General features: G+C 73.7%; 19 protein-coding genes. 2 read left to right on the forward strand and 17 right to left on the reverse strand.

Features of this window, described 5'->3' with window-relative positions; genetic code table 11:
* The first annotated feature begins 12 nt into the window (after positions 1-12).
* Positions 13-972 carry a phosphoribosylaminoimidazolesuccinocarboxamide synthase gene (locus ACOQFB_RS15325; RefSeq protein ID WP_059438243.1) on the forward strand — a complete coding sequence of 320 codons (960 nt, stop codon included), beginning with the start codon at positions 13-15 and terminating at the stop codon, positions 970-972.
* A 114-nt stretch (positions 973-1,086) separates the two neighbouring features.
* Entirely contained in the window at positions 1,087-2,895 is a 1,809-nt protein-coding gene (locus tag ACOQFB_RS15330) for a sensor histidine kinase (RefSeq protein WP_421609322.1), read from the forward strand.
* Positions 2,896-2,911: 16 nt separating this feature from the next.
* On the opposite strand, the gene ACOQFB_RS15335 is transcribed toward ACOQFB_RS15330, so the two are convergent.
* The 17 genes from ACOQFB_RS15335 to xseB form a co-directional block, all read right to left on the reverse strand.
* Positions 2,912-3,442 carry a hypothetical protein gene (locus ACOQFB_RS15335; protein ID WP_421609323.1) on the reverse strand — a complete coding sequence of 177 codons (531 nt, stop codon included), beginning with the start codon at positions 3,440-3,442 and terminating at the stop codon, positions 2,912-2,914.
* 28 nt (positions 3,443-3,470) lie between these two features.
* Entirely contained in the window at positions 3,471-4,790 is a 1,320-nt protein-coding gene (gene purB / locus ACOQFB_RS15340) for an adenylosuccinate lyase (RefSeq protein ID WP_059438246.1), read from the reverse strand.
* A gap of 16 nt (positions 4,791-4,806) precedes the next feature.
* The gene (gene dut / locus ACOQFB_RS15345) at positions 4,807-5,250 is read right to left on the reverse strand and encodes a dUTP diphosphatase (protein ID WP_059438247.1); all 444 of its coding nucleotides are present in this window, start codon (positions 5,248-5,250) and stop codon (positions 4,807-4,809) included.
* A 28-nt stretch (positions 5,251-5,278) separates the two neighbouring features.
* The gene (gene pnp, locus ACOQFB_RS15350; protein WP_059438248.1) at positions 5,279-7,447 is read right to left on the reverse strand and encodes a polyribonucleotide nucleotidyltransferase; all 2,169 of its coding nucleotides are present in this window, start codon (positions 7,445-7,447) and stop codon (positions 5,279-5,281) included.
* A 274-nt stretch (positions 7,448-7,721) separates the two neighbouring features.
* Positions 7,722-7,991 (reverse strand): 30S ribosomal protein S15, encoded by a 270-nt coding sequence (gene rpsO / locus ACOQFB_RS15355; protein WP_059438249.1) that lies wholly within the window; start codon positions 7,989-7,991, stop codon positions 7,722-7,724.
* A gap of 109 nt (positions 7,992-8,100) precedes the next feature.
* A complete protein-coding gene (gene truB / locus ACOQFB_RS15360; RefSeq protein ID WP_059438250.1) occupies positions 8,101-9,042 on the reverse strand; it encodes a tRNA pseudouridine(55) synthase TruB in 942 nt (313 codons plus the stop codon).
* Between the two features lie 7 nt (positions 9,043-9,049).
* A complete protein-coding gene (gene rbfA / locus ACOQFB_RS15365; protein ID WP_011420162.1) occupies positions 9,050-9,466 on the reverse strand; it encodes a 30S ribosome-binding factor RbfA in 417 nt (138 codons plus the stop codon).
* Entirely contained in the window at positions 9,463-9,918 is a 456-nt protein-coding gene (locus tag ACOQFB_RS15370) for a DUF503 domain-containing protein (RefSeq protein ID WP_059438251.1), read from the reverse strand. Before ACOQFB_RS15370 ends, rbfA begins: the two co-directional genes overlap by 4 nt.
* Before the next feature lie 118 nt (positions 9,919-10,036).
* Positions 10,037-12,907, reverse strand: a complete 2,871-nt coding sequence (infB, locus tag ACOQFB_RS15375; RefSeq protein ID WP_421609324.1) for a translation initiation factor IF-2 — start codon at positions 12,905-12,907, stop codon at positions 10,037-10,039.
* Positions 12,908-12,918: 11 nt separating this feature from the next.
* Positions 12,919-13,182, reverse strand: coding sequence for a YlxR family protein (locus ACOQFB_RS15380; protein ID WP_059439512.1), 264 nt, complete (start codon positions 13,180-13,182; stop codon positions 12,919-12,921).
* Positions 13,179-14,852, reverse strand: coding sequence for a transcription termination factor NusA (gene nusA, locus ACOQFB_RS15385; protein WP_059439513.1), 1,674 nt, complete (start codon positions 14,850-14,852; stop codon positions 13,179-13,181). The genes ACOQFB_RS15380 and nusA overlap by 4 nt, the downstream gene beginning before the upstream one ends.
* A gap of 3 nt (positions 14,853-14,855) precedes the next feature.
* A complete protein-coding gene (gene rimP, locus ACOQFB_RS15390) occupies positions 14,856-15,371 on the reverse strand; it encodes a ribosome maturation factor RimP (RefSeq protein WP_059439514.1) in 516 nt (171 codons plus the stop codon).
* Positions 15,372-15,594: 223 nt separating this feature from the next.
* A complete protein-coding gene (locus ACOQFB_RS15395; RefSeq protein ID WP_421609325.1) occupies positions 15,595-16,335 on the reverse strand; it encodes a TlyA family RNA methyltransferase in 741 nt (246 codons plus the stop codon).
* Positions 16,336-16,529: 194 nt separating this feature from the next.
* On the reverse strand, positions 16,530-18,440 hold the full coding sequence (gene dxs / locus ACOQFB_RS15400) for a 1-deoxy-D-xylulose-5-phosphate synthase (protein WP_421609326.1): 1,911 nt from the start codon (positions 18,438-18,440) through the stop codon (positions 16,530-16,532).
* A 19-nt stretch (positions 18,441-18,459) separates the two neighbouring features.
* Positions 18,460-19,341, reverse strand: a complete 882-nt coding sequence (locus tag ACOQFB_RS15405; RefSeq protein ID WP_059437456.1) for a polyprenyl synthetase family protein — start codon at positions 19,339-19,341, stop codon at positions 18,460-18,462.
* 77 nt (positions 19,342-19,418) lie between these two features.
* Positions 19,419-19,817 carry a response regulator transcription factor gene (locus tag ACOQFB_RS15410; RefSeq protein WP_012525214.1) on the reverse strand — a complete coding sequence of 133 codons (399 nt, stop codon included), beginning with the start codon at positions 19,815-19,817 and terminating at the stop codon, positions 19,419-19,421.
* 22 nt (positions 19,818-19,839) lie between these two features.
* A complete protein-coding gene (gene xseB, locus ACOQFB_RS15415; protein WP_059437455.1) occupies positions 19,840-20,121 on the reverse strand; it encodes an exodeoxyribonuclease VII small subunit in 282 nt (93 codons plus the stop codon).
* Positions 20,122-20,123 lie beyond the last annotated feature (2 nt).

A 20,123-nucleotide genomic window follows, 5' to 3' on the forward strand; every position in this document is an offset into this window, starting at 1 on the left:
AACATCCCGCCCATGATCCCCGACGACAAGCTGCGGGCCCAGCTCCCGCACACGCTCCGGCAGCTCGACCTCCCCGGTCTCGGCGAGCTGTACCGGGGGAAGGTCCGCGACAACTACAGCCGCGGCGACCGGATCGTCATGGTCACGACCGACCGGATCTCGGCGTTCGACCACGTGCTCGGCACCATCCCGTTCAAGGGCGAGGTGCTGTCGCGGCTCACCGCGTTCTGGTTCGACAAGGTGAAGGACATCGCGCCGACGCACATCGTCGAGGTGCCGGATCCGAGCGTGATGGTGGTGAAGCGCGCCAAGGCGCTGCCCATCGAGATCGTCATCCGCGGCTACATCACCGGCTCGCTCTGGCGCGACTACCAGGCCGGCAAGGCCGACTACGGCATCGCCTGGCCGGCCGGGCTGCGCAAGGACCAGCGCTTCGACGAGCCCATCATCACGCCCTCGACCAAGGCCGAGTACGGCAAGCACGACGAGCCCATCGGCGAGGACGAGCTCCTGAAGCAGGGGCTGGTGGCGCCGGACGTCTGGAAGGAGGCCACCGCCGTGGCGCGGCGGCTGTTCCAGCGCGGCCAGGAGTGGGCGCGGACCCGCGGCCTCATCCTCGTGGACACCAAGTACGAGATGGGCATCGCCGACGGCAAGCTGGTCGTCATCGACGAGATCCACACGCCCGACAGCTCGCGCTACTGGGTGGCCGACGGCTACGAGGCGCGCTTCGCGCGGGGCGAGGACCAGGAGATGCTGGACAAGGAGAACATCCGGCAGTGGCTCATCAAGGAGCACGGGTTCTCCGGGCACGGCACCCCGCCCCCGCTCACCGACGACGTGCGGGTGATGCTGGCGCGGAAGTACATCGAGGTCTTCGAGAAGCTCACCGGCGAGACGTTCGCGTCCGAGGTGGGTTCGGTCGCCGCCCGCATCGAGCGGAACCTCCGCGCGACGGGTCACCTCGCCTGAGGCTCGCCGGGGCTCCGGCGGCCGATCCCCCGGCCGCCCGCGCCCACCCTGCACCCCGATTGCCCGGGCCGCGCGCGCGGCACCCGCCGGCGCGGCGGGCTATGTGGCGCTCCGATGCGCGCAGGGCTCCAGGGCCGGGCGCAGGCGCCCCTCCCCCACGCCCCCACGGCGGGCCACCCGTCGCGGACGGCGCAGCTCCAGGCCATCACCGCCGCGCTGTCTCGCGCCGTCACGCGCGGTGACGTGGCGCGCGCGCTGGTCGAGCGGACGCTCGACGCCATGGCCGCGCAGGAGGGCGCGCTGTGGCTGGTGGAGCGCGCCAGCGGGGTGGCGCGCCTCGTCCACGCGGCCGGCCTGCCGGAGGGCGACCGGGCGCGCCTGGAGCTCCTGCCGCTGGAGCGCGGCGCGGGGCCGGTGGCGGCGAGCATGGTGGCCGGCGAGGCGCACTTCCTGAACAGCCGCCGCGAGCTGGCCGAGCGCTTCCCGCGCGCCGCGCGGCTGGAGCGGCTCCCGGACCTGGCGCTGGCGGCGGTGCCGCTCGAGGCGGAGGGGCGCTGCCTCGGCGCGCTCGCGCTCGTGTTCCACGCGCGGCGGCACTTCGACGAGGAGGAGCGGATCTTCCTGGCGGTGCTGGCGCGGGTGGCGGCGCAGGCGCTGGCGCGGGCGCGGCTGTACGAGTCGGAGCGGGCCGCGCGCGCGGAGGCGGAGGGCGCGCACCGGCGGGCGGCGTTCCTGGGCGAGGCGAGCGCGCTGCTCGCGTCGTCGCTCGACTGGGAGGAGACGCTCGCCTCGGTGGCGCGGCTGGCGGTGGCGGGCGTGGCCGACTGGTGCTGGGTGGAGCTGCCCGAGGGGCTCGCCGGCGGCGCGCCGCCGGTGGTGGTGGCCCACGTGGACCCGGCGCGCGCCGAGCTGTCCGCCGCCTGGCACCGGCGCTTCCCGCCCGGACCGGACGCGCCCTCCGGCGCGCCCGCGGTGATGCGGACCGGGCGCTCCGAGCTGTACCCGGAGCTGCCCGCCTCCCTGCTCGAGGGCGGCGGGCGCGACGCCGAGGCGCTCGCCGCCGACCGCGCGCTCGAGACCTGCTCGGCGATGGTGGTGCCGCTGTCGGCCCGCGGCCGCACGCTCGGGACCATCACCCTCGTGGCCAGCCGCGCCGACCGCCGCTACGGCCCGGAGGACCTCGCCATGGCGGAGGAGCTGGGCCGCCGCGCCGGCGTGGCCATGGACAACGCGCGGCTCTACGACGAGGCGCAGCGGGCCATCCGCGCCCGCGACGACGTCCTCGCCATCGTCTCGCACGACCTGAAGAACCCGCTCGAGGCGATCTACCTCTCCTCGGCGCTGCTGCTCCGCACCGGCGCCGCGCCCCGCCTGCGGCGGCACGCCGAGACCATCCAGCGCTCGGCCGCCCGGATGGACCGGCTCATCCGCGAGCTGCTCGACCTGTCCAGCATCGAGGCCGGCCGGCTGGTGGTGGAGCCCCGGCCCGAGCCGCTCGACGCGGTGCTGGAGGAGGCGCTGGCCGGGCTCTCGCCGCTGGCCCTGGAGCGCGGCGTCGCGCTCGCCGCCGACACCGCCGGCGCCCGCGAGCCCGTGCCGTGCGATCGCGAGCGGGTCCTGCAGGTGCTCTCGAACCTGGTGGGGAACGCGCTCCAGTTCACCCCGCGCGGCGGGCACGTCACGGTGCGCGCGGCGCTCGCGCCCGCCGAGGCGCGGGTGGAGGTGCGCGACGACGGGCCAGGCATCGCCCCGGCGCAGCTCCGGCACGTGTTCGACCGCTACTGGAAGAGCGGCTCGCGGCGCGGCAGCGGGCTGGGCCTCTCGATCGCGAAGGGGCTCGTGGAGGCGCACGGCGGGCGCATCGAGGTCGAGAGCCAGCTCGGCGCGGGGAGCACGTTCCGCTTCACGCTGCCGCGGCGCTGAGGCGCGGCCGGGGACGTCAGGCGAGCCGCGCGGCGAGGGCGCGGCGCAGCGGCTCGAGGTCGTCCTCGGGAGGCAGCCAGGCGGTCACCGCCAGCGGCTCGCCCGCGCCGACCGGCAGCAGCACGATGCGCCTGAGGTGGTCGTGCGTGCCCGGGGTGGTGCGCGGGGCGAGCCAGCTCGGGAGCTCGGCGCCGGCGCGCGCCGCGTAGCCCCGCGCCAGCGACTCGGCGCGGCGGCGGCGCGCGTCCGCCACGGTCTCCACCGCCGCCGTGCCGTACGCGGCCAGCGGGCGCGTCACCGCCGCCGCGAACGGCGCCGCGGGGCGCACCGAGACGATGCCGCCGGCCACGCGCGCCCGGACCGCCCGCCCGCCCAGGATGGCCAGCAGCGCCGCGGCGACCGCCAGCGCGCCGGCCAGCGCCGGGAGCGCGGCGCGGGCCGCCCAGGCGGCGCCGAGCAGCACGAGCGCGAGCACCGCCAGCGCGCGCGGCCGGGCCAGCCGCGAGGTCACGTCCAGCGCGCCGACCGACTCCTCCAGGCGGAGCATGCGCGGGTCCTCCCCGGCGCGGCGCGCCTCAGGCCTCGCCGAACACCCGGCGGAAGATGGTGTCCACGTGCTTCAGGTGGTAGTCGAGCGCGAAGCAGGCGTCGACCTCCTCCGCCGTGAGCAGGCGGCTCACGTCGGGGTCGCGCTTCAGCGCGGTCCGGAAGTCCACCTTCTCCTCCCAGACCTTCATCGCGTTCCGCTGCACGAACACGTAGCCCTGCTGGCGGGCCACGCCCTTGCCGACCAGCGCCAGCAGCACGCGCTGCGCCTCGTACAGGCCGCCGGTGAGGTCCAGGTTCTCGCGCATGCGCTCGGGGTAGACGCGCAGGTTCTCGATCATGCCCGCGAACCGGTGCAGCGCGAAGTCGAGCGCGATCGTCGCGTCCGGCCCGATCACCCGCTCCACCGAGGAGTGGCTGATGTCGCGCTCGTGCCAGAGCGCCACGTCCTCCATGGCGGCGAGCGCGTAGCCGCGCAGCAGCCGGGCCAGGCCGGTGAGGTTCTCGGAGAGGATGGGGTTGCGCTTGTGCGGCATGGCCGAGGAGCCCTTCTGGCCGGCCGTGAACGGCTCCTCCGCCTCGCGGACCTCGGTGCGCTGCAGGTGCCGGACCTCGACCGCCTGCTGCTCCAGGGTGGCGCCGCAGAGCGCCAGCGCGGTGAACAGCTCGGCGTGCCGGTCGCGGTTCACCACCTGCGTGGCGGCGCCCTCCCCGCCCTGCAGGCCGACCTTCTCCATCACGAACGCCTCCACCCGCGGGTCCACGTTCGCGAACGTGCCCACCGCGCCGGAGATCTTGCCGACCGCCACCCCGTCCGCGGCGCGGGCCAGCGCGGCGCGGCGGCGCGTCCAGGCGTCGTACCAGCCGGCGAGCTTCAGCCCGAAGGTGATCGGCTCGGCGTGGATGCCGTGGCTCCGGCCCACCATCGGCGTGAGCCGGTGCTCGAAGGCGCGCTTGCGCACGGCGGCGAGCACGCGGTCGACCCCGGCGAGCAGCAGCCGGCTCGCGTCGCGGAGCTGCACCGCCAGCGTCGTGTCGAGCACGTCCGACGAGGTCATGCCCTTGTGCAGGTGGCGCGCGGCCGGGCCGCCCTTCTCCTCCACGAAGGTGAGGAAGGCGATCACGTCGTGCTTCACGGTCCGCTCGATCTCGTCGATGCGGGCCACGTCGGCGGCGGAGAACTCGAAGCCGTCGAACGCCTTGCGGAGCGCCTCGAAGTCCTCGGGCGGCACCTCGCCCAGGCGCACCATCGCCTCGCACGCGGCCAGCTCCACGTCGAGCCAGATGCGGAAGCGGTGCTCGGAAGTCCAGATGCGGCCCATGTCGGGCCGGGTGTAGCGCGGGATCATGGCGTCCTCCGTGGGGCTACTGGCCGGTCGAGCCGAAGCCGCCGGCGCCCCGGTCGCTGTCGCTCAGCGCGTCCACCAGCTCGAGCTCGGCCCGGACCACCGGCGCGATCACGAGCTGGGCGATGCGATCGCCGCGGGCGAACGCCACCGGCGCCTGCCCGTGGTTCACCAGGATCACCCCCACCTCGCCGCGGTAGTCGGCGTCGATGGTGCCCGGTGCGTTCACCATGCCGACGCCGTGGCGCGCGGCCAGGCCGGAGCGCGGCCGCACCTGGCCCTCGTGGCCGGGCGGGAGCTCCAGCGCGAGGCCGGTCGGGACCAGCCGCCGCTCGCCGGGGGCGAGCGCGAACGGCTCGTCGGCGCGCAGGTCGAGGCCTGCCGCGCCGGCGCTCTCGTAGCGGGGGAGATCGAGCGGGGGGCCGCGGTTGCCGACGCGGCGGACTCGGACGGTCACGGGCATCGGCGTCCTCGCGGCCCCCGGCGCGTGCCTACTTCGCCGGCTCGCCCTTGGGGGCCTCGGCGCCGCCCTCCGCCTTCTTGGCGGTGTCGGCGAGGGCCTCCTTGCGCGAGAGGCGGATCTTCCCGGAGCGGTCCACCGAGATGACCTTCACCATCACCTCCTCGCCCTCGGAGAGGACGTCGGAGACGCTCTTCACGCGCTTGTCGGAGAGCTCGGAGATGTGGATGAGGCCGTCGGTGCCCGGGAAGATCTCCACGAAGGCGCCGAACTCGGCGATCTTGCGGACCGTGCCCAGGTAGATCCGGCCGACCTCGGCCTCCTGGGTGAGGCCGCGGATCATCTTGATCGCCTCCTCCACCTTGTCCTGGTTCGGCGACGCGATGGAGACCGAGCCGTCGTCCTCGATGTTGATCGAGGTGCCGGTGCGGGCGGTGATGTCCTTGATGGTCTTGCCGCCGGGGCCGATGATGTCCTTGATGCGCTCCGGCCGGATCTTGATGGTCGTGATGCGCGGCGCGTAGGCGCTGATGCTGCCGCGCGGCGCGGAGAGCGCCTTCGCCATCTCGCCCAGGATGTGCTTGCGGCCGTCGGCGGCCTGCGAGAGCGCCTGCTCGAGGATCTCGCGGGTCACGCCGCCGATCTTGATGTCCATCTGGATCGACGTGATGCCCGCGGCGGTGCCGCACACCTTGAAGTCCATGTCGCCGAGGTGATCCTCGTCCCCGAGGATGTCGGAGAGGATGGCGATCTTCTCGCCCTCCTTGATGAGGCCCATGGCGATCCCGGCCACCGGCGCCTTGATGGGCACGCCGGCGTCCATCAGCGACAGGCAGCCGCCGCACACCGACGCCATCGAGGACGAGCCGTTCGACTCCATGATGTCGGAGACGACGCGGACCGTGTACGGGAACGCGTCCTCGGGCGGCATGACCGCGCGGAGCGCGCGCTCCGCCAGCGCGCCGTGGCCGATCTCGCGGCGGCCCGGGCTGCGCAGGAACTTCACCTCGCCGACGGAGAACGGCGGGAAGTTGTAGTGCAGCATGAACTTCTTGAAGACCATGCCGGTGAGCATCTCGACGCGCTGCTCGTCCTCGGCGGTGCCCAGCGTGGTGGCCACCAGCGCCTGGGTCTCGCCGCGGGTGAAGAGCGAGGAGCCGTGCACGCGCGGGAGCAGCCCCACCTCGCAGGTGATCTTGCGGATGTCGGCCATGCCGCGGCCGCCGATGCGGCGGCGCTCATCCGTGATCATCTTGCGCATGTACTCGTACTTCACGTCCTCGTAGTAGCCCTTGATCTCCTTCTCGCGGAGGGCGATCGTCGCGAGCTTCGCCGCGTCGCCGGCCGCCTCTTCCTTGAGGGCCTGGAGGAGCTCCTTCTTGATCTCGGAGAGCCGGCCGTAGCGGTCGTGCTTCTCGTTGCGGCCGTAGGCCTCCTTCACCTTCTCCCAGGTGAGCGCCTTCACCTTGGCGCGCAGCTCGACGTCGTTCTTGGGCGGGTCGAAGGCGCGGCGCGGCTTGTTGCCGGTGGCCTCGCGGAGCGCGTCCTGGGCGTCGAGCAGCGGCTGGACCGCGGCCTGCCCGAACAGCAGCGCCTCGATCATCACCGCCTCGGAGACCTCCTGCGCGCCGCCCTCCACCATCACGATGGCGTCGCGGGAGGCCGCCATCACCACGTCGAGGTCGGCCTCGGCGCGCTGGGCCAGCGTCGGGTTCGCGACGAGCTGGCCGCCCACGCGGGCGACGCGCACGCCGGCGATGGGGCCGCCGAACGGGATGTCCGAGATGTGGAGCGCCGCCGACGCGCCGGTGAGCGCGAGCACGTCGGTGTCGTTCTCCTGATCGAAGGAGATCACGGTCGCGATGACCTGCGTCTCGTTCGAGTAGCCCTCGGCGAACAGCGGGCGGCAGGAGCGGTCCACCAGGCGGGAGGTGAGCGTCTCCTTCTCGGTGGGGCGGCCCTCGCGGCGGAAGAAGCTGCCGGGGACGCGGCCCGCGGCGAACAGCTTCTCCTGGTAGTCCACCGTCAGCGGGAAGAAGTCGATGCCTTCCTTCTTCTCCGCGGCGGAGACCGCGGTGACGAGCACGATCGAGTCGCCGAGGCGGACCCAGACCGAGCCGTGCGCCTGCTTCGCGACCTTGCCGGTCTCGAGCAGGATTTCCTTGCCGCCGACGGTGGCGGTCTTCTGGATGGGCGTCATGTGCACCTTCCTCGGGACGCGCCGGCCGCGCTGCGGCCGCGATCGTCCCGCTGGTCCCGCGGGGCCGGTTCGCCCTCGGGCCTTCGAAGGTGCCTCTGTTCCTCACTCCGCCGCCTCTCCGTGGAGAGGCGGCCCAGTCGGAAACGGAAGCGCCCTCGGCGTCCCTCGCGCGGCCCGGTCCTGCGGGCGCGTTCACTTCACACTGCGGCGGCGCCCCCGTTCCCGGAAGCGCCAGCGCCCCGGCCGTTCGACCGGGGCGCCGTCCCGACCCCCGCTACTTGCGGATGCCGAGCTGGTCGATGAGCGTCTTGTATCGACCCTGGTCGATGGTCCGGAGGTAGTCGAGCAGGCGCCGGCGCTGGCCGACCAGCTTCAGCAGGCCGCGGCGGCTGTGGTGGTCCTTCTTGTGCGTCTTGAAGTGCTCGGTGAGGTACGCGATCCGCTCGCTGAGCAGCGCGACCTGCACCTCCGGAGAGCCCGTGTCCTTCTCGTGCCGCTTGTACTTCTGCACGAGCTCCTGCTTCTTGTCCTGGACGAGCGCCATAGCTTCTTCCTTTCGTCGGTTCCGCTCACCGCCGCGGGGGCGAAGGCGCGCGCCTCGGGCCGCAGTGAGCGTCGTGAATGCGCGGTCTTAAGCGATCGCGGCGGGGGAGTCAACGATTCTGGGCGGGGCCCGCCCGGAGGTCGGAGGGGCCCAGGAACACGCGCAGGGTGCGCAGGCGGCCCTCGCCCGGCGCGCACACCGCCAGCAGGCGACCGTCCGGCGCGAGCGCGCGCACCATCCCGGGGGTTCCGGGCGGCCGGGCCACCGGGCGCCCGTGCACGAGATCCCAGGCCTCCCGCTCGCCCAGCCGGATCGCGGCGAGCGTGCCCAGCGCCTCGGCCATGGGCACGACCCGCTCGGCCAGCGCCTCGCGGCCGTGCTCGCGCGCGAGCGCCTCGGCGTCCTCCAGGCCGATGGCGCGCGACAGGTCGAAGCCGCTCGCCATGGTGCGGCGCAGGGCCGCCAGGTGGGCGGGCACGCCGACCGCACGGCCCAGGTCGGCGGCCAGCGTGCGGACGTAGGTGCCCTTCCCGCAGCGCACCGCCACCCGGGCGCGCCGCAGGCCGTCCGGTCCGGGCGCGGCGTCCAGCGCGCCGAGCTCGAGCGCGTGCACGCGCACCCGCCGCGGCGTGCGGTCCACCGTCTCCCCGGCGCGGGCCGCCTCGTGCAGGCGCCGCCCGCCCACCCGGACCGCCGAGTACATCGGGGGGACCTGCTCGATGTCGCCGGTGAGGCCGGCGAGCGCGGCGCGCACCGCGTCCTCGGTCAGCGCCGAGGCGTCGCCGCGCGCGGTCACCTCGCCGTCCGCGTCCTCGGTGCTCGTCGCCGCCCCGAAGGCCACCGTGGCGTCGTAGGCCTTGTCGCCGTCGGAGAGGAACTGCTGCAGCTTCACGCCGTCCTCGAGGCAGACCGCCAGCACGCCGGTGGCGGCCGGGTCGAGCGTGCCGGCGTGCCCGGCCCGCGCGGCGCCGAGCGCGCGCCGGATCCGGCGCACCACCTCGAAGCTGGTGGGGCCGGCGGGCTTGTCCACCACGAGCACGCCCGGGCGCACGCGGCCGCTACTCCTCGGCCTCGTCGTCCGGCGCCGCGCCCGGGGCGGGCTCGACGTCCGCGGCGGGCTCCTGCCCCTGCGTGCGCGCCTCGCGCAGCAGCCGCTCGATGCGGTCGCCGCGCGCCACCGACTCGTCGTAGACGAAGCGCAGGTGCGGGGTGTTGCGCAGCCGCAGCGCTCGCGACACCTCGCGCTGCAGGAAGCCGGCGGCCGCCTGCAGCCCGGCGAAGGTGTCCTTGCGCACGCGCTCGTCGCCGTGGATGGACACGTACACCGTGGCCTCCTTCAGGTCGGGCGACATCTTCGACCCGGTCACGGTCACGAACCCGGTGATGCGTGGGTCCTTCAGGCCGCGCGCCAGCAGCGCGGAGAGCTCGTGCCGGAACTCCTCGGCCACGCGGGCGGGGCGGTTGTGGGTGGTCACGGCTCGTCGTCTCCCTCGTCCTGGTGCTCGTCTTCCTCGCGCGGCCGCGGCCTCGGCCTCGGGAAGCGCGGCTCCTGCTCGCGGGCGCCCTCGTCGCCCCACGACGGCGCGCCCTCGGCCTCCGCCAGCGTGCGCATGGTGCCCTCGCCGATGCCGTCGCCGTAGGGGACGATCTCGATGTCGCGCGCGGTGACCAGGATCTGCCCGCCGTGCATCGAGCCGACGAAGTCGGCCACCTTGTCGAGCACCTCGTTCACGAAGCCGTGATCGTTCCCGACCGCGGCCACGCCCACCACGCTCCGCTGCCACAGGTCGTTCTCGGCGACCTCCGAGATCGACACGTTGAACTTCGCGCGCACCCGGTCCAGGGCGGAGCGGATCAGGTGCCGCTTCGACTTGAGCGAGCCGGGCTCGGGGAGGTGCAGCGTCAGCCTGAGGACTCCGACGAACATGGCGCCTCCGGCGCGTGCCCTGGCCCGGGCGCGGGGCCGGGGCGCGCGGCCGCGGGGGCCGGCGCGATCCCGGCGAGGTGGCGCGGGGCGGCGCCCGGAGGCCCCGCCCCGCGACGCCCTAGTCGAGCGACGGGCGGATCTCCTCGAGCTCGTACACCTCGAGGATGTCGCCCTGCTTCACGTCGGAGAAGCCGTCCACGCCGATGCCGCACTCGAAGCCCTGCGCGACCTCGCGGACGTCGTCCTTCACGCGCTTCAGCGAGCCGATCTTCCCGGTGAAGACCACCTTGCGGTCGCGGACCACGCGGACGTGGCCGGTGCGCTTCACCACGCCCTCGGTGACCGCCGAGCCGGCGATCTGGCCCACGCGCGGGATGTTGAAGACCTGGCGGACCTCGGCCTTCCCGAGCGGCTTCTCCTTGATGATCGGCTCGAGCAGGCCGGCCATCTCCTCGCGGATCCGGTCCACCGCCTCGTAGATGATGCCGAACAGGAGGATCTTCACGCCCTGCTGGCTGGCGATGTTCTCGATCTCGCTCTCGGGCTTGGTGTTGAAGCCCACGATCACCGCGTTGCCGGCGGCCGCGGTCAGCACGTCCGACTTGGTGATGGCGCCCACGGCGGACTCGAGGATCTTGACGCCCACCTTCTTGGTGGCCGCCTTCTCCAGCGCCTGGCTGACGGCCTCGGAGGAGCCCTGCACGTCCGCCTTGACCACCAGGTTGAGCACCTTCTGGCCGGAGGCCTTGGACTTCGCGAACAGGTCCTCGAGCGTGGCCTTCTTGACGCCGCCGAGCTCCTTCTGCCGCTGCTTGGTGGCGCGGTGCTGGGCGACCTCCTTGGCCGCCTTCTCGTCCTCGACCACGTCGAACTCGTCGCCCGCGACCGGCACGCCGGAGAGGCCGAGCACCTCGACCGGATAGCCCGGGCCGACGTCGTCCACCTGCTCGCCGCGCTCGTTCATCATGGCGCGGACGCGGCCGAAGTGGACGCCGGTGACCAGCGCGTCGCCGACGCGGAGGGTGCCCTCCTCGACCAGCACGGTGGCGACCGGGCCGCGCCCCTTCTCCAGCTTGGCCTCGATGACGCGGCCGGCGGCGAGCTTGTCCGGGTTCGCCTTCAGCTCCAGCACCTCGGACTGCAGCGCGATGTACTCGAGCAGCTCGGGGATGCCCTGCTTGGTGCGGGCCGACACCGGCAGCATGATGGTCGTGCCGCCCCACTGCTCGGCGACCAGCTCGTACTCGGTGAGCTGCTGCATGACGCGCTCGGGCGAGGCGCCGGGCTTGTCGACCTTGTTGATGGCCACGAGGATCGTGACCCCGGCCGCCTTGGCCGCCTTGATCGACTCGACCGTCTGCGGCATCACGCCGTCGTCCGCGGCCACCACCAGCACCACCAGGTCGGTCACCTGCGCGCCGCGCTGGCGCATCGCGGTGAAGGCCTCGTGGCCGGGGGTGTCGAGGAACGTGATGGGCCCCTGCGGCGTGTTCACCGAGTAGGCGCCGATGTGCTGGGTGATGCCGCCGGCCTCGCCGGCGGCCACGTCGGCCTGGCGGATGGCGTCGAGCAGCGACGTCTTGCCGTGGTCCACGTGGCCCATCACCGTCACCACCGGCGGCCGGATGACGAGCTTCGACTCGTCCACCTCGACCTCGGGGATGAACTCCTCGACCTCGAAGCCCTTCTTCTCGACGGTGTAGCCGTGCTCGAGCGCCAGGGTCGCGGCGGTGTCGGCGTCGATCTGCGCGTTGATGGTGACCATCTTCCCCATCTGCATCAGCTTGCGGATGAGGTCGGACGCCTTCACGCCCATCACCTGGGAGAGCTCGGAGACGGAGATCGACTCCTCGATGCGGATGACCTTCTTGTGCTCGGCCTTCTCGGTGATCTGCGTCTTGGCTCCCTTCTTGGTCGGCTTCTTCTTCTTGCCGCGGATCGGGATGTAGGCGCGATCGCTGATGGCGGCCTGGAGCAGCTCCTTGCCGCTCAGGCTCTTGGCCTGCTCCTCGGAGATGGGCCGGCCGGGCTGGCGGCCGCGGCGCTTGTCGCGCGAGACGTCGATGAACTCGCGCTCGCGGCCGAGCGAGCCGGGGACGACCTTGAGCTCGCGGACCTCGCCGAGCGCGCGCGGGCCCGGGGCCACCGGGAACTGCTGGCGCGCGGAGGTGGGCGGCGTCACGCGGCGCACCGGCACGAGCGGCCGCGAGATGACGACGGCCTGCGTGGAGGTGGGGCGGAGCGTGCGCGGGTCCACCGGCGGGCGCGGCGGCTGCCCGGCGGCGCCGGGCTGCGCGGGCGCGCCGGGGGCGGCCGAGACGGGCGGGCGCGCGCCGGGCGCGGGCGGCGGCCGGTAGCCGGCGGGCGGCGGGCGGGCGGGCGCGGACGGCTGCGGCGGCCTGGGCTGCGCGGCCGCGGGCGGCGGCGCCGACGGCTGTGCGGTGGGGGCGGGCGGCGCGGCGGGCGCCGCCGGCTGGGCGGGCTGCGCCTGCGGCGCGGCGGGCGCCTCGGCCTGGGCGCCGGGCGACGGCGCGGCCTGGGCGGCGAGCGGCGCGGCCTCCGCCGGCTGCTCGGGGGCGGCGACCGGCGCGGGCGCGGCCTCGGGCTGCGCCTCCTGCGGCGCGGGCTCGTAGCCCTGCTCGGCCTGCTGCGCCTCCGCGTACTGCGGCTCCGCGTACTCCGGCTCCGCGTACTCCGGCTCGGCCGGCGGCGGCGCCGCGGGGGCGGTGACGGTGGGCGGCTCGACGTGGGCGCGCTTGCGCACCACGAAGCCCGGGCCCGCCGGGCGCACCGGCGCCGGCTTCGGCTTCCGCTCGGCCAGGATCTTCTCGTAGGCCGCGTGGGCCTGATCGTCCTCGAGGGACGACGAGTGGCTCTTCACCTCGAGGTAACCGAGCGCATGGAGCTTCTCGACGAGCTCCTGGTTGGAGAGCTCGATGCCCTGCTCCTTCAGCTGCTTCCCGAGCTCGTGGACCCGCTTCTTGGACATTGCGTAGACTCCTAATCCTTACGGGCACTTCCCGTCAACTCGACCCGGAGCGTCTCGGCGTCCGCGCGGACGCCCTCGGCCCTGAGGGCCCGGGCGAAGGCGCGCCGCTTCGCCGCCCGCTCGAGGCAGGGAGGAGCGGCGTGGAGCCAGGCTCCCCGTCCGCCGCGCTGCTCGCGATCCACCGTCACGCGATCTCCCATCACCTTGAGCCGCACCAGCTCGCGCTGGGGCGCCTTCGCGCCGCAGCCGATGCAGGTGCGGACGGGCTCGTTCAAGCGCCCGCGCCCTCCGCGCCGGACTGCCGGGCCTTCTCCGCGTCGAGCTCGGCGCGGAGCTTGGCCTCCTCCTCCAGGTACACGCCCACGGCGTGCTTGATCTGGCGGGCCTTCTTGATGCCGAGGCCGGTGGAGTCGGCGAAGCGGTTCACGTCCGCCTCGTTGTGCACCGTCTCGACCGTGGGGTAGCCGGCCAGCTTCATCTGCTCGATGGTCTTCTCGCCCACCCCGCGGACGCGCGCGAAGCGCTCCTCCTGCGTGAGCGTGTCGGGGTGGCGGCGCGCCTCGGCGATCCGGGCCGCCTCGCGCTCCTGCTCCAGCCGCATCTCCTTCTCGGCGTCCTCGATGGACTGCTCCCGGGCCCGCTTCTGCAGGTCGGGGATCATGTCCATGGTGAAGCCGGGGAACTGCGTGAGCATCTCGGGCGCGGCGTTGGCGACGTCCTGCGCCTTCCGGAACCCGTGCGCGTACAGCATCTCCTGCGTCTGCTCGGGGATGCCGATGGCGCCGAAGCTCTCGGTCGCGAACTCGCGCATCTCCTTCACGCGCGACTCGGAGTTGATGTCGAGCTTCCAGCCGGTCACCTGCGAGGCGAGCCGCACGTTCTGGCCGCGGCGGCCGATCGCGAGCGAGAGCTGGTCGTCCGGGACGATGATCTCCATGGCGCGGTTCTGCTCGTCGAGCAGCACGCGGGAGACCTCGGCCGGCGCCAGGGCGTTGCACACGAAGCGGGCCGGATCCTCGTCCCAGGGGACGATGTCGATCTTCTCGCCGCGGAGCTCCTGGACCACCGCCTGGACGCGGCTGCCCTTCATGCCCACGCAGGCGCCCACCGGGTCCACGTCGGAGTCGCGCGAGCTGACCGCGATCTTGGCGCGGCCGCCCGGCTCGCGGGCGGCGGCCTCGATCACCACCACGCCCTCGGCGATCTCCGGGACCTCCATCTCGAACAGCTTCTTCAGCAGCTCGACCGAGGCGCGGGACAGGATGATCTGCGGCCCCTTCGACTCGCGCAGCACGTCCATCACGAACGCCTGGATGCGGTCGCCGGCGCGGTAGCTCTCGCGCGGCACCTGCTCGCGCACCGGCAGCACCGCCTCGGCGCGGCCCAGGTCCACGATGACGTTGCCGCGCTCGAAGCGGCGGACGATGCCGGTGATGACCTCGCCCTTGCGGTCCTTGTACTCGTTGAAGACGTTCTCGCGCTCGGCGTTGCGGGTGCCCTGGATCATCACCTGCTTCGCGGTCTGCGCGGCGATGCGGCCGAACGACCGGCGGTAGGTCTTCAGCTTGAGCAGGTCGCCCCACTGCTCGTCCTGCGCGCGGGCCTCGGCCTCGTCCTCGGCGCGGTAGTAGATGGGGAAGTCGAGCTCGTCGCCCGGCTCCACGTCGATGCCCTTCTCGTGCGCCACCGCCACCGGGACCATGTTCACCGGGTCGGCGAGCGGCGCCTCCTCGGTGGGATCCGGCACGATGGTGAGGACCTGGAACAGATCCACCTGCCCCTTCTCCTCGTCGTAGCGGGCCTTGAGGTTTCGCTCGAGGCCGAAGTGGCGCTTGGCCGCGCTGCCGATGGCCTCCTCGAGGATCTCGATCAGCTTGGCGCGATCGATCCCCTTGTCCTTGGCGACCTGGTCGAGGATGAGGTTCAGGTTGACGTTCTGCTGCATGGATCAGTCCTTCCTTCGGAGGTCGCCCTCGACGTCGTACTCGAGGTTGGCCTTCGCGATCTGGTCGTGCGGGACGCGGTGCAGGACGCCGTCCACGTCGAGCTCGACGGCGCCGTCGCGGAAGCCCTTCAGCACGCCGGTCCAGTGCTTCCGGGCGGGCGAGCCGGGCGCGGTCCCGGCGACGGGGCCGTACGCCTTCACGTGCACGCGCTGGCCCGCGTAGCGGTCGAAGTCCCTGGGCTTGCGCAGGGGGCGGTCGAGCCCGGGCGAGGAGACCTCGAGGTCGTAGGCCGGCTCGATGACGTCGGCCACGTCGAGGATCGGCTCCACCGTCTTCGAGACCGCCTGGCAGTCGTCGATCCCGACGCCGCCGGCCTTGTCGATGAACACCCGGAGCGTCCACCGGCCCGCGAGCCGCGCCCACTCCACCTCGACGAGCTCGTAGCCGTCGCGCTCCAGCACCGGCTCGAGCAGGCTCCGCACCTGCTCCGCGATGGACTGTTCACCGATGCCCGTCATGGACCCCTGAAAAAAGAAAAAGTGGGCGACCGCGGCCCACTTTCGGAACCCGGCGGAACCCGGGCGCGAAAATGTCGGCGTGTAGGTAGCAGAAGGAACGCGAAGCGTCAAGGCGCGACGGGGCCTGCGCGGCGCCGGAACGCCTGCGCGGCAGGCCGCTCGTGCGAGGCCCCGGCGGAGCGTCGCGCGCCGGGGCGCAGCCCCTCCGAGGCGGCGGACGCCCTCAGGGAAGCCGCAGCGCGAGGAGCCACTCGCGGTTGCCGGCCGGCCCCTCGATGGGCGACTCGGCGTGGCCCAGCACCTCGAACCCGAGCTCGACCGCGGCCGCGGCGATCCCGTCCAGCGCCGCGCGCCGCTTGGCGTCGTCGCGCACCACGCCGCCCTTCCCCACCTCGCCCTTCCCCACCTCGAACTGCGGCTTCACGAGCAGCACCGCCTGGCCGCCCGGGCGGAGGATCGCCTTCACCGCCGGGAGGACGAGGCGCAGCGAGATGAAGGACAGGTCCCCGACCACCAGCTCGACGCGCTCGCCCAGCGCCTCGGCCGTGAGCTGCCGCGCGTTCTCGCGCTCGCGCACCACCACCCGCGCGTCGGCGCGCAGCCGCGGGTGGAGCTGCCCGTAGCCCACGTCGACGGCGTACACCTTCGCGGCGCCGCGCTGGAGGAGCAGGTCGGTGAAGCCGCCGGTGGAGGCGCCCAGGTCGGCGCAGGTCCGGCCGCGCGGGTCCACCGGGAAGACGTCGAGCGCCTTCTCCAGCTTGAGCGCGCCGCGCGAGACGTAGCGCTGCGGCGCGGCCCCGTCCTTCAGCCGGATGGGCGCCTCCGGGTCCACCAGCTGCCCGGGCTTGTCCACCCGCGCCTCGCCGACCACCACGGCGCCGGCCATCACCAGCGCCTGCGCGCGCGTCCGCGACTCGGCCAGGCCGCGGGCGACCAGCAGCAGATCGATCCGTTCTCTCTTCACGGGGCTGCGCCCCGCCCCACGGAGCGGAGCTCCGCGGGGCCCCACCCCGCCGCGCGGGGCCCGTGACCCCGCGCGCCCGCGTTCGCGGGCTCGCGCGAGGTCCCCGCGGGCGCGCCTGGCGGCGCGCGGTCAGCGACCGCGACCGGCTGCTTCGGGGCTGCGCCCTGCAGCGCGCTCACCGGCGCCCCGCCGGCCTACGCCACGCCGCGCGCCTTGCGGTCGCCCACCAGGGCGCGGCAGGCCGCGGCGATCGCGTCGGCGTCGATGCCCACCCAGGCGCGCTGCTTCGCCTGCTCGGCGTGGGTGATGAACTCGTCGGGGATGCCCAGGCGCCGCACGCCCAGCCCGGCCTCGAGCAGCCCGCGGCGCTCGAACGCCTCCAGGCACGCGGTGCCGAAGCCGCCGGCGAGGCACCCCTCCTCCACCGTGACCACCCGCTTCGCGCGGGCCGCCTCGGCGCAGACCAGCTCCTCGTCGAGCGGCTTCACGAAGCGCGGGTCGATCACCGTGGCCGCGACGCCCTCGGCGGCGAGCGCCTCGGCCGCCGCGAGCGCGGGCTTCAGCGTGGTGCCGGCCGCGACCACGCAGACGTCGGGCTTGCCCGGCACGTTCCGCACCAGCCGCCCCTTCCCGATCTCCAGGACGCGCGCGGGCTCGAGCGCCACCCCCTCGCCGGCGCCGCGCGGGTAGCGGAGGGCCGCCGGGCCGTCGTGCTGCAGCGAGGTGTGCAGCATGTGGCGCAGCTCGTTCTCGTCCGAGGGCGCCATGAGCACCAGCCCCGGGACGCAGCGCAGGTAGGCGAGGTCGAACGCGCCCTGGTGCGTCTTGCCGTCGGCGCCGACCAGGCCGCCGCGATCGAGCGCGAACGTCACCGGCAGCTTCTGGAGCGCCACGTCGTGGATGATCTGGTCGTATGCGCGCTGCAGGAACGTCGAGTAGATGGCCACCACCGGCCGGATCCCCTCGCAGGCGAGGCCCGCCGCGAAGGTGACCGCGTGCTGCTCGGCGATGCCGACGTCGTAGGTGCGGTCCGGGAAGCGCTGCTTCGCCTTGATGAGCCCGGTGCCCTCCAGCATGGCCGCGGTGATGGCCACGACGCGCGGGTCGTGCTCCATCTCCTCGCAGAGCGCCTCGGCGAACAGGTCGGTGTAGGCCTTCGCCCCGGGCGACTTCTTCACCGGCTTCCCGGTGGCGACGTCGAAGAAGGACAGGCCGTGGCCGCGGGTGGCCTTGTCCGACTCGGCCGGGTGGTAGCCCTTGCCCTTGGTGGTGATGGCGTGCAGCAGCACCGGGCCGTCGAACACGGCGAGCTTCTGGAACGTCTCCACCAGCCCCTTCACGTCGTGGCCGTCCACCGGGCCGACGTAGTGGAAGCCGAGCCCCTCGAACAGGATGCCGGGGGTGACGAGCGCCTTGGTGGCGTTGATGCCGTGGCGGATGATCCCGATCGCCTCCGGGCCCTTGGGCACGCTCTCCAGGAACTCCTTCACCTGGCGGCGCCAGCGGTTGTACGTGCGCGAGGCGAACTTCTTCGAGAACCACTCCGAGAGCGCGCCCACGTTGGGCGAGATCGACATCTCGTTGTCGTTCAGCACCACCAGCAGGTTGCGCCCGAGGTAGCCGGCCTGGTTCAGGCCCTCGAACGCCACGCCGCCGGTCATGGCGCCGTCGCCCACCACCGCCACCACCTTGCCCGGCTCGCCGGTGACGCGCTTCGCCTCGATCATGCCGAGCGCGGCGCTGATGGCGGTGGACGCGTGCCCCACGCCGAACGCGTCGTGCGCCGACTCGTGCCGCTCGGGGAAGCCCGCCAGGCCGCCCTCGGTCCGGATGGTGCGGAACGCCTCGCGCCGGCCGGTGAGCAGCTTGTGCGCGTAGGCCTGGTGGCCCACGTCCCAGACCAGCTTGTCCTGCGGCGACGCGAAGACGTGGTGCAGCGCGACGTTGATCTCCACCGCGCCGAGCGACGAGCCGAGGTGGCCGCCGTTCCGGGCGCAGGTCTGGATGATCTGCTCGCGGATCTCCTGGCAGAGCGCGGGGAGCTGCTCGACCGGAACCTTCTTCAGGTCGGCGGGCGAGTCGATCGTGTCCAGCAGGCGGCCCATGGGGTCTCCTCTCCTTCCATCACTTCTTGCGGGCGAGGACGAACCGCGCCAGCGCGCGGAGCGCCTCGCCGCGCGGCCCGAGCGGCTCGAGCGCCGCGAGCGCCTCGGCGAGCAGCGCCTCGGCGCGGCGGCGGGCCTCCTCCACCCCGACCACCGCGTGCAGCGTGGACTTCCCGGCGGCGGCGTCCTTGCCGGCGCGCTTGCCCAGCGTGGCCGCGTCGGCGGTGAGGTCGAGCAGGTCGTCGGCGATCTGGAACGCGAGCCCGAGCTTCAGGCCCACCGGGTAGACCGCCTCGGCGGAGGCGCCGGCGCAGCGCGCGCCGCCCGCGACGGCGACCGCGAGCAGGGCGCCGGTCTTGGTGCGCATCAGCTCCATGACCTCGGCCTCGCCCAGGCGCGCGTGCTCGCCGGCCATGTCGCGGGCCTGCCCCTCCACCATGAGCTGCGCGTTCTCGGCGAGCAGCCGGGCGAGCGGCGCCGCAGCGGGGTCGGGCGAGGCGAGGAGGTGCGCGAACGCGAGCGACTGCAGCCCGTCCCCCACCAGCACCGCGGTGGCCTCGTCGAACGCCCGGTGCACGGTGGGCCGGCCGCGGCGCAGGTCGTCGTCGTCCATGGCCGGCAGGTCGTCGTGGACGAGCGAGTAGGTGTGGATGGCCTCGAGCGCCACCGCGAAGCGCATGGCCAGCGAGCCGTCGGACGCGTCGCCGCCGTGGGCCTCGCAGGCGGCGAGCACCAGCGCCGGCCGCATGCGCTTGCCGCCGCCGAGCAGCGCGTACCGCATCGCCTCCACCAGCCGCCGCGGGCCGCCCGGCGCGCGCGCGTCGGCGAGCGCGGCCAGGCGCGGCTCGACGCGCTCCGCCACGCTGCGCAGGTACGCCTCGATCGGGAAGGGGGTCGTCAAGGTGACGGACCTTTTAGCACAAGCGGCGCGGCCGGATCGCCCGCCGGCGTCGCTGGCCGGGGGCGCGGCGGGGGGGCCTAGGCCGGGGTCGGAACCGCGCCGGCGCGCTGGTCGAGGATCTCGCGGATCCGGGCGACCAGCCGGTCCATGTCGAGGGGCTTCGGGAAGTAGTCCACCGCCCCGGCCTCGATGCCGGCGCGCTCGTCGTCGGCGCTCTTGCGCGCCGAGATGAAGATCACCGGGATGTCCCCGAAGGTCGGGTTCTTCTTGATGGCGCGGCACAGCTCGAACCCGTCGATCCACGACATCATCACGTCGAGCAGGATCACGTCCGGCCGGTCCACGTGCATGGCGGAGATGAGCCGCAGGCCGTTCGCCGCCTGGCCCACGTCGAACCCCTCCAGCTCCAGCGCGAGCGTCAGCATCTCGCGCGTGTCGCGGTCGTCGTCGACGATGATGACCTTCGGCTTGCGCATGCGTGGCTCGGCCGTCATCGCCTCACGGGCCCCGGCCGCCCTCCGGCTCGAACGGAACCGCCTCGTCGTCCCCGTCCGCGCCGCGCACCAGCAGCTCCACCCGGCGCTCGGCGTCGTCCAGCTTCCGCGACGCCTCCTTCGCCAGCCGTACACCCTCCGCGAACCGCTCGATGGACTGCTCCAGCGTGAGCTGCCCGGACTCCAGGTCGCCGACGACGCGCTCCAGGCGCGCCACCAGCGCATCGTAAGGCTCCGCGGCGCCCGCCGCCTCGGTCTCCGCTCGACCCTCGCTCGCCTCGCTCACGC

The organism is Anaeromyxobacter sp. Red801 (genome assembly GCF_049201065.2).
GTDB lineage: Bacteria > Myxococcota > Myxococcia > Myxococcales > Anaeromyxobacteraceae > Anaeromyxobacter.

Excerpts from the sequence above, each read along its gene's own strand:
- purB (WP_059438246.1), bottom strand. The coding sequence starts at position 4,790 with ATGATCCCGCGCTACACCCGGCCCGACATGGGCCGCATCTGGACTTCC.
- ACOQFB_RS15410 (WP_012525214.1), bottom strand. The coding sequence starts at position 19,817 with ATGCGCAAGCCGAAGGTCATCATCGTCGACGACGACCGCGACACGCGC.
- rpsO (WP_059438249.1), bottom strand. The coding sequence starts at position 7,991 with ATGGCGCTCGTCCAGGACAAGAAGCAGGAGCTCGTGCAGAAGTACAAG.
- rimP (WP_059439514.1), bottom strand. The coding sequence starts at position 15,371 with ATGACGGGCATCGGTGAACAGTCCATCGCGGAGCAGGTGCGGAGCCTG.
- infB (WP_421609324.1), bottom strand. The coding sequence starts at position 12,907 with ATGTCCAAGAAGCGGGTCCACGAGCTCGGGAAGCAGCTGAAGGAGCAG.
- ACOQFB_RS15335 (WP_421609323.1), bottom strand. The coding sequence starts at position 3,442 with ATGCTCCGCCTGGAGGAGTCGGTCGGCGCGCTGGACGTGACCTCGCGG.
- ACOQFB_RS15330 (WP_421609322.1), top strand. The coding sequence starts at position 1,087 with ATGCGCGCAGGGCTCCAGGGCCGGGCGCAGGCGCCCCTCCCCCACGCC.
- ACOQFB_RS15325 (WP_059438243.1), top strand. The coding sequence starts at position 13 with ATGATCCCCGACGACAAGCTGCGGGCCCAGCTCCCGCACACGCTCCGG.
- pnp (WP_059438248.1), bottom strand. The coding sequence starts at position 7,447 with ATGACGCCCATCCAGAAGACCGCCACCGTCGGCGGCAAGGAAATCCTG.
- dxs (WP_421609326.1), bottom strand. The coding sequence starts at position 18,440 with ATGGGCCGCCTGCTGGACACGATCGACTCGCCCGCCGACCTGAAGAAG.
- dut (WP_059438247.1), bottom strand. The coding sequence starts at position 5,250 with ATGCCCGTGACCGTCCGAGTCCGCCGCGTCGGCAACCGCGGCCCCCCG.
- ACOQFB_RS15370 (WP_059438251.1), bottom strand. The coding sequence starts at position 9,918 with ATGTTCGTCGGAGTCCTCAGGCTGACGCTGCACCTCCCCGAGCCCGGC.
- nusA (WP_059439513.1), bottom strand. The coding sequence starts at position 14,852 with ATGCAGCAGAACGTCAACCTGAACCTCATCCTCGACCAGGTCGCCAAG.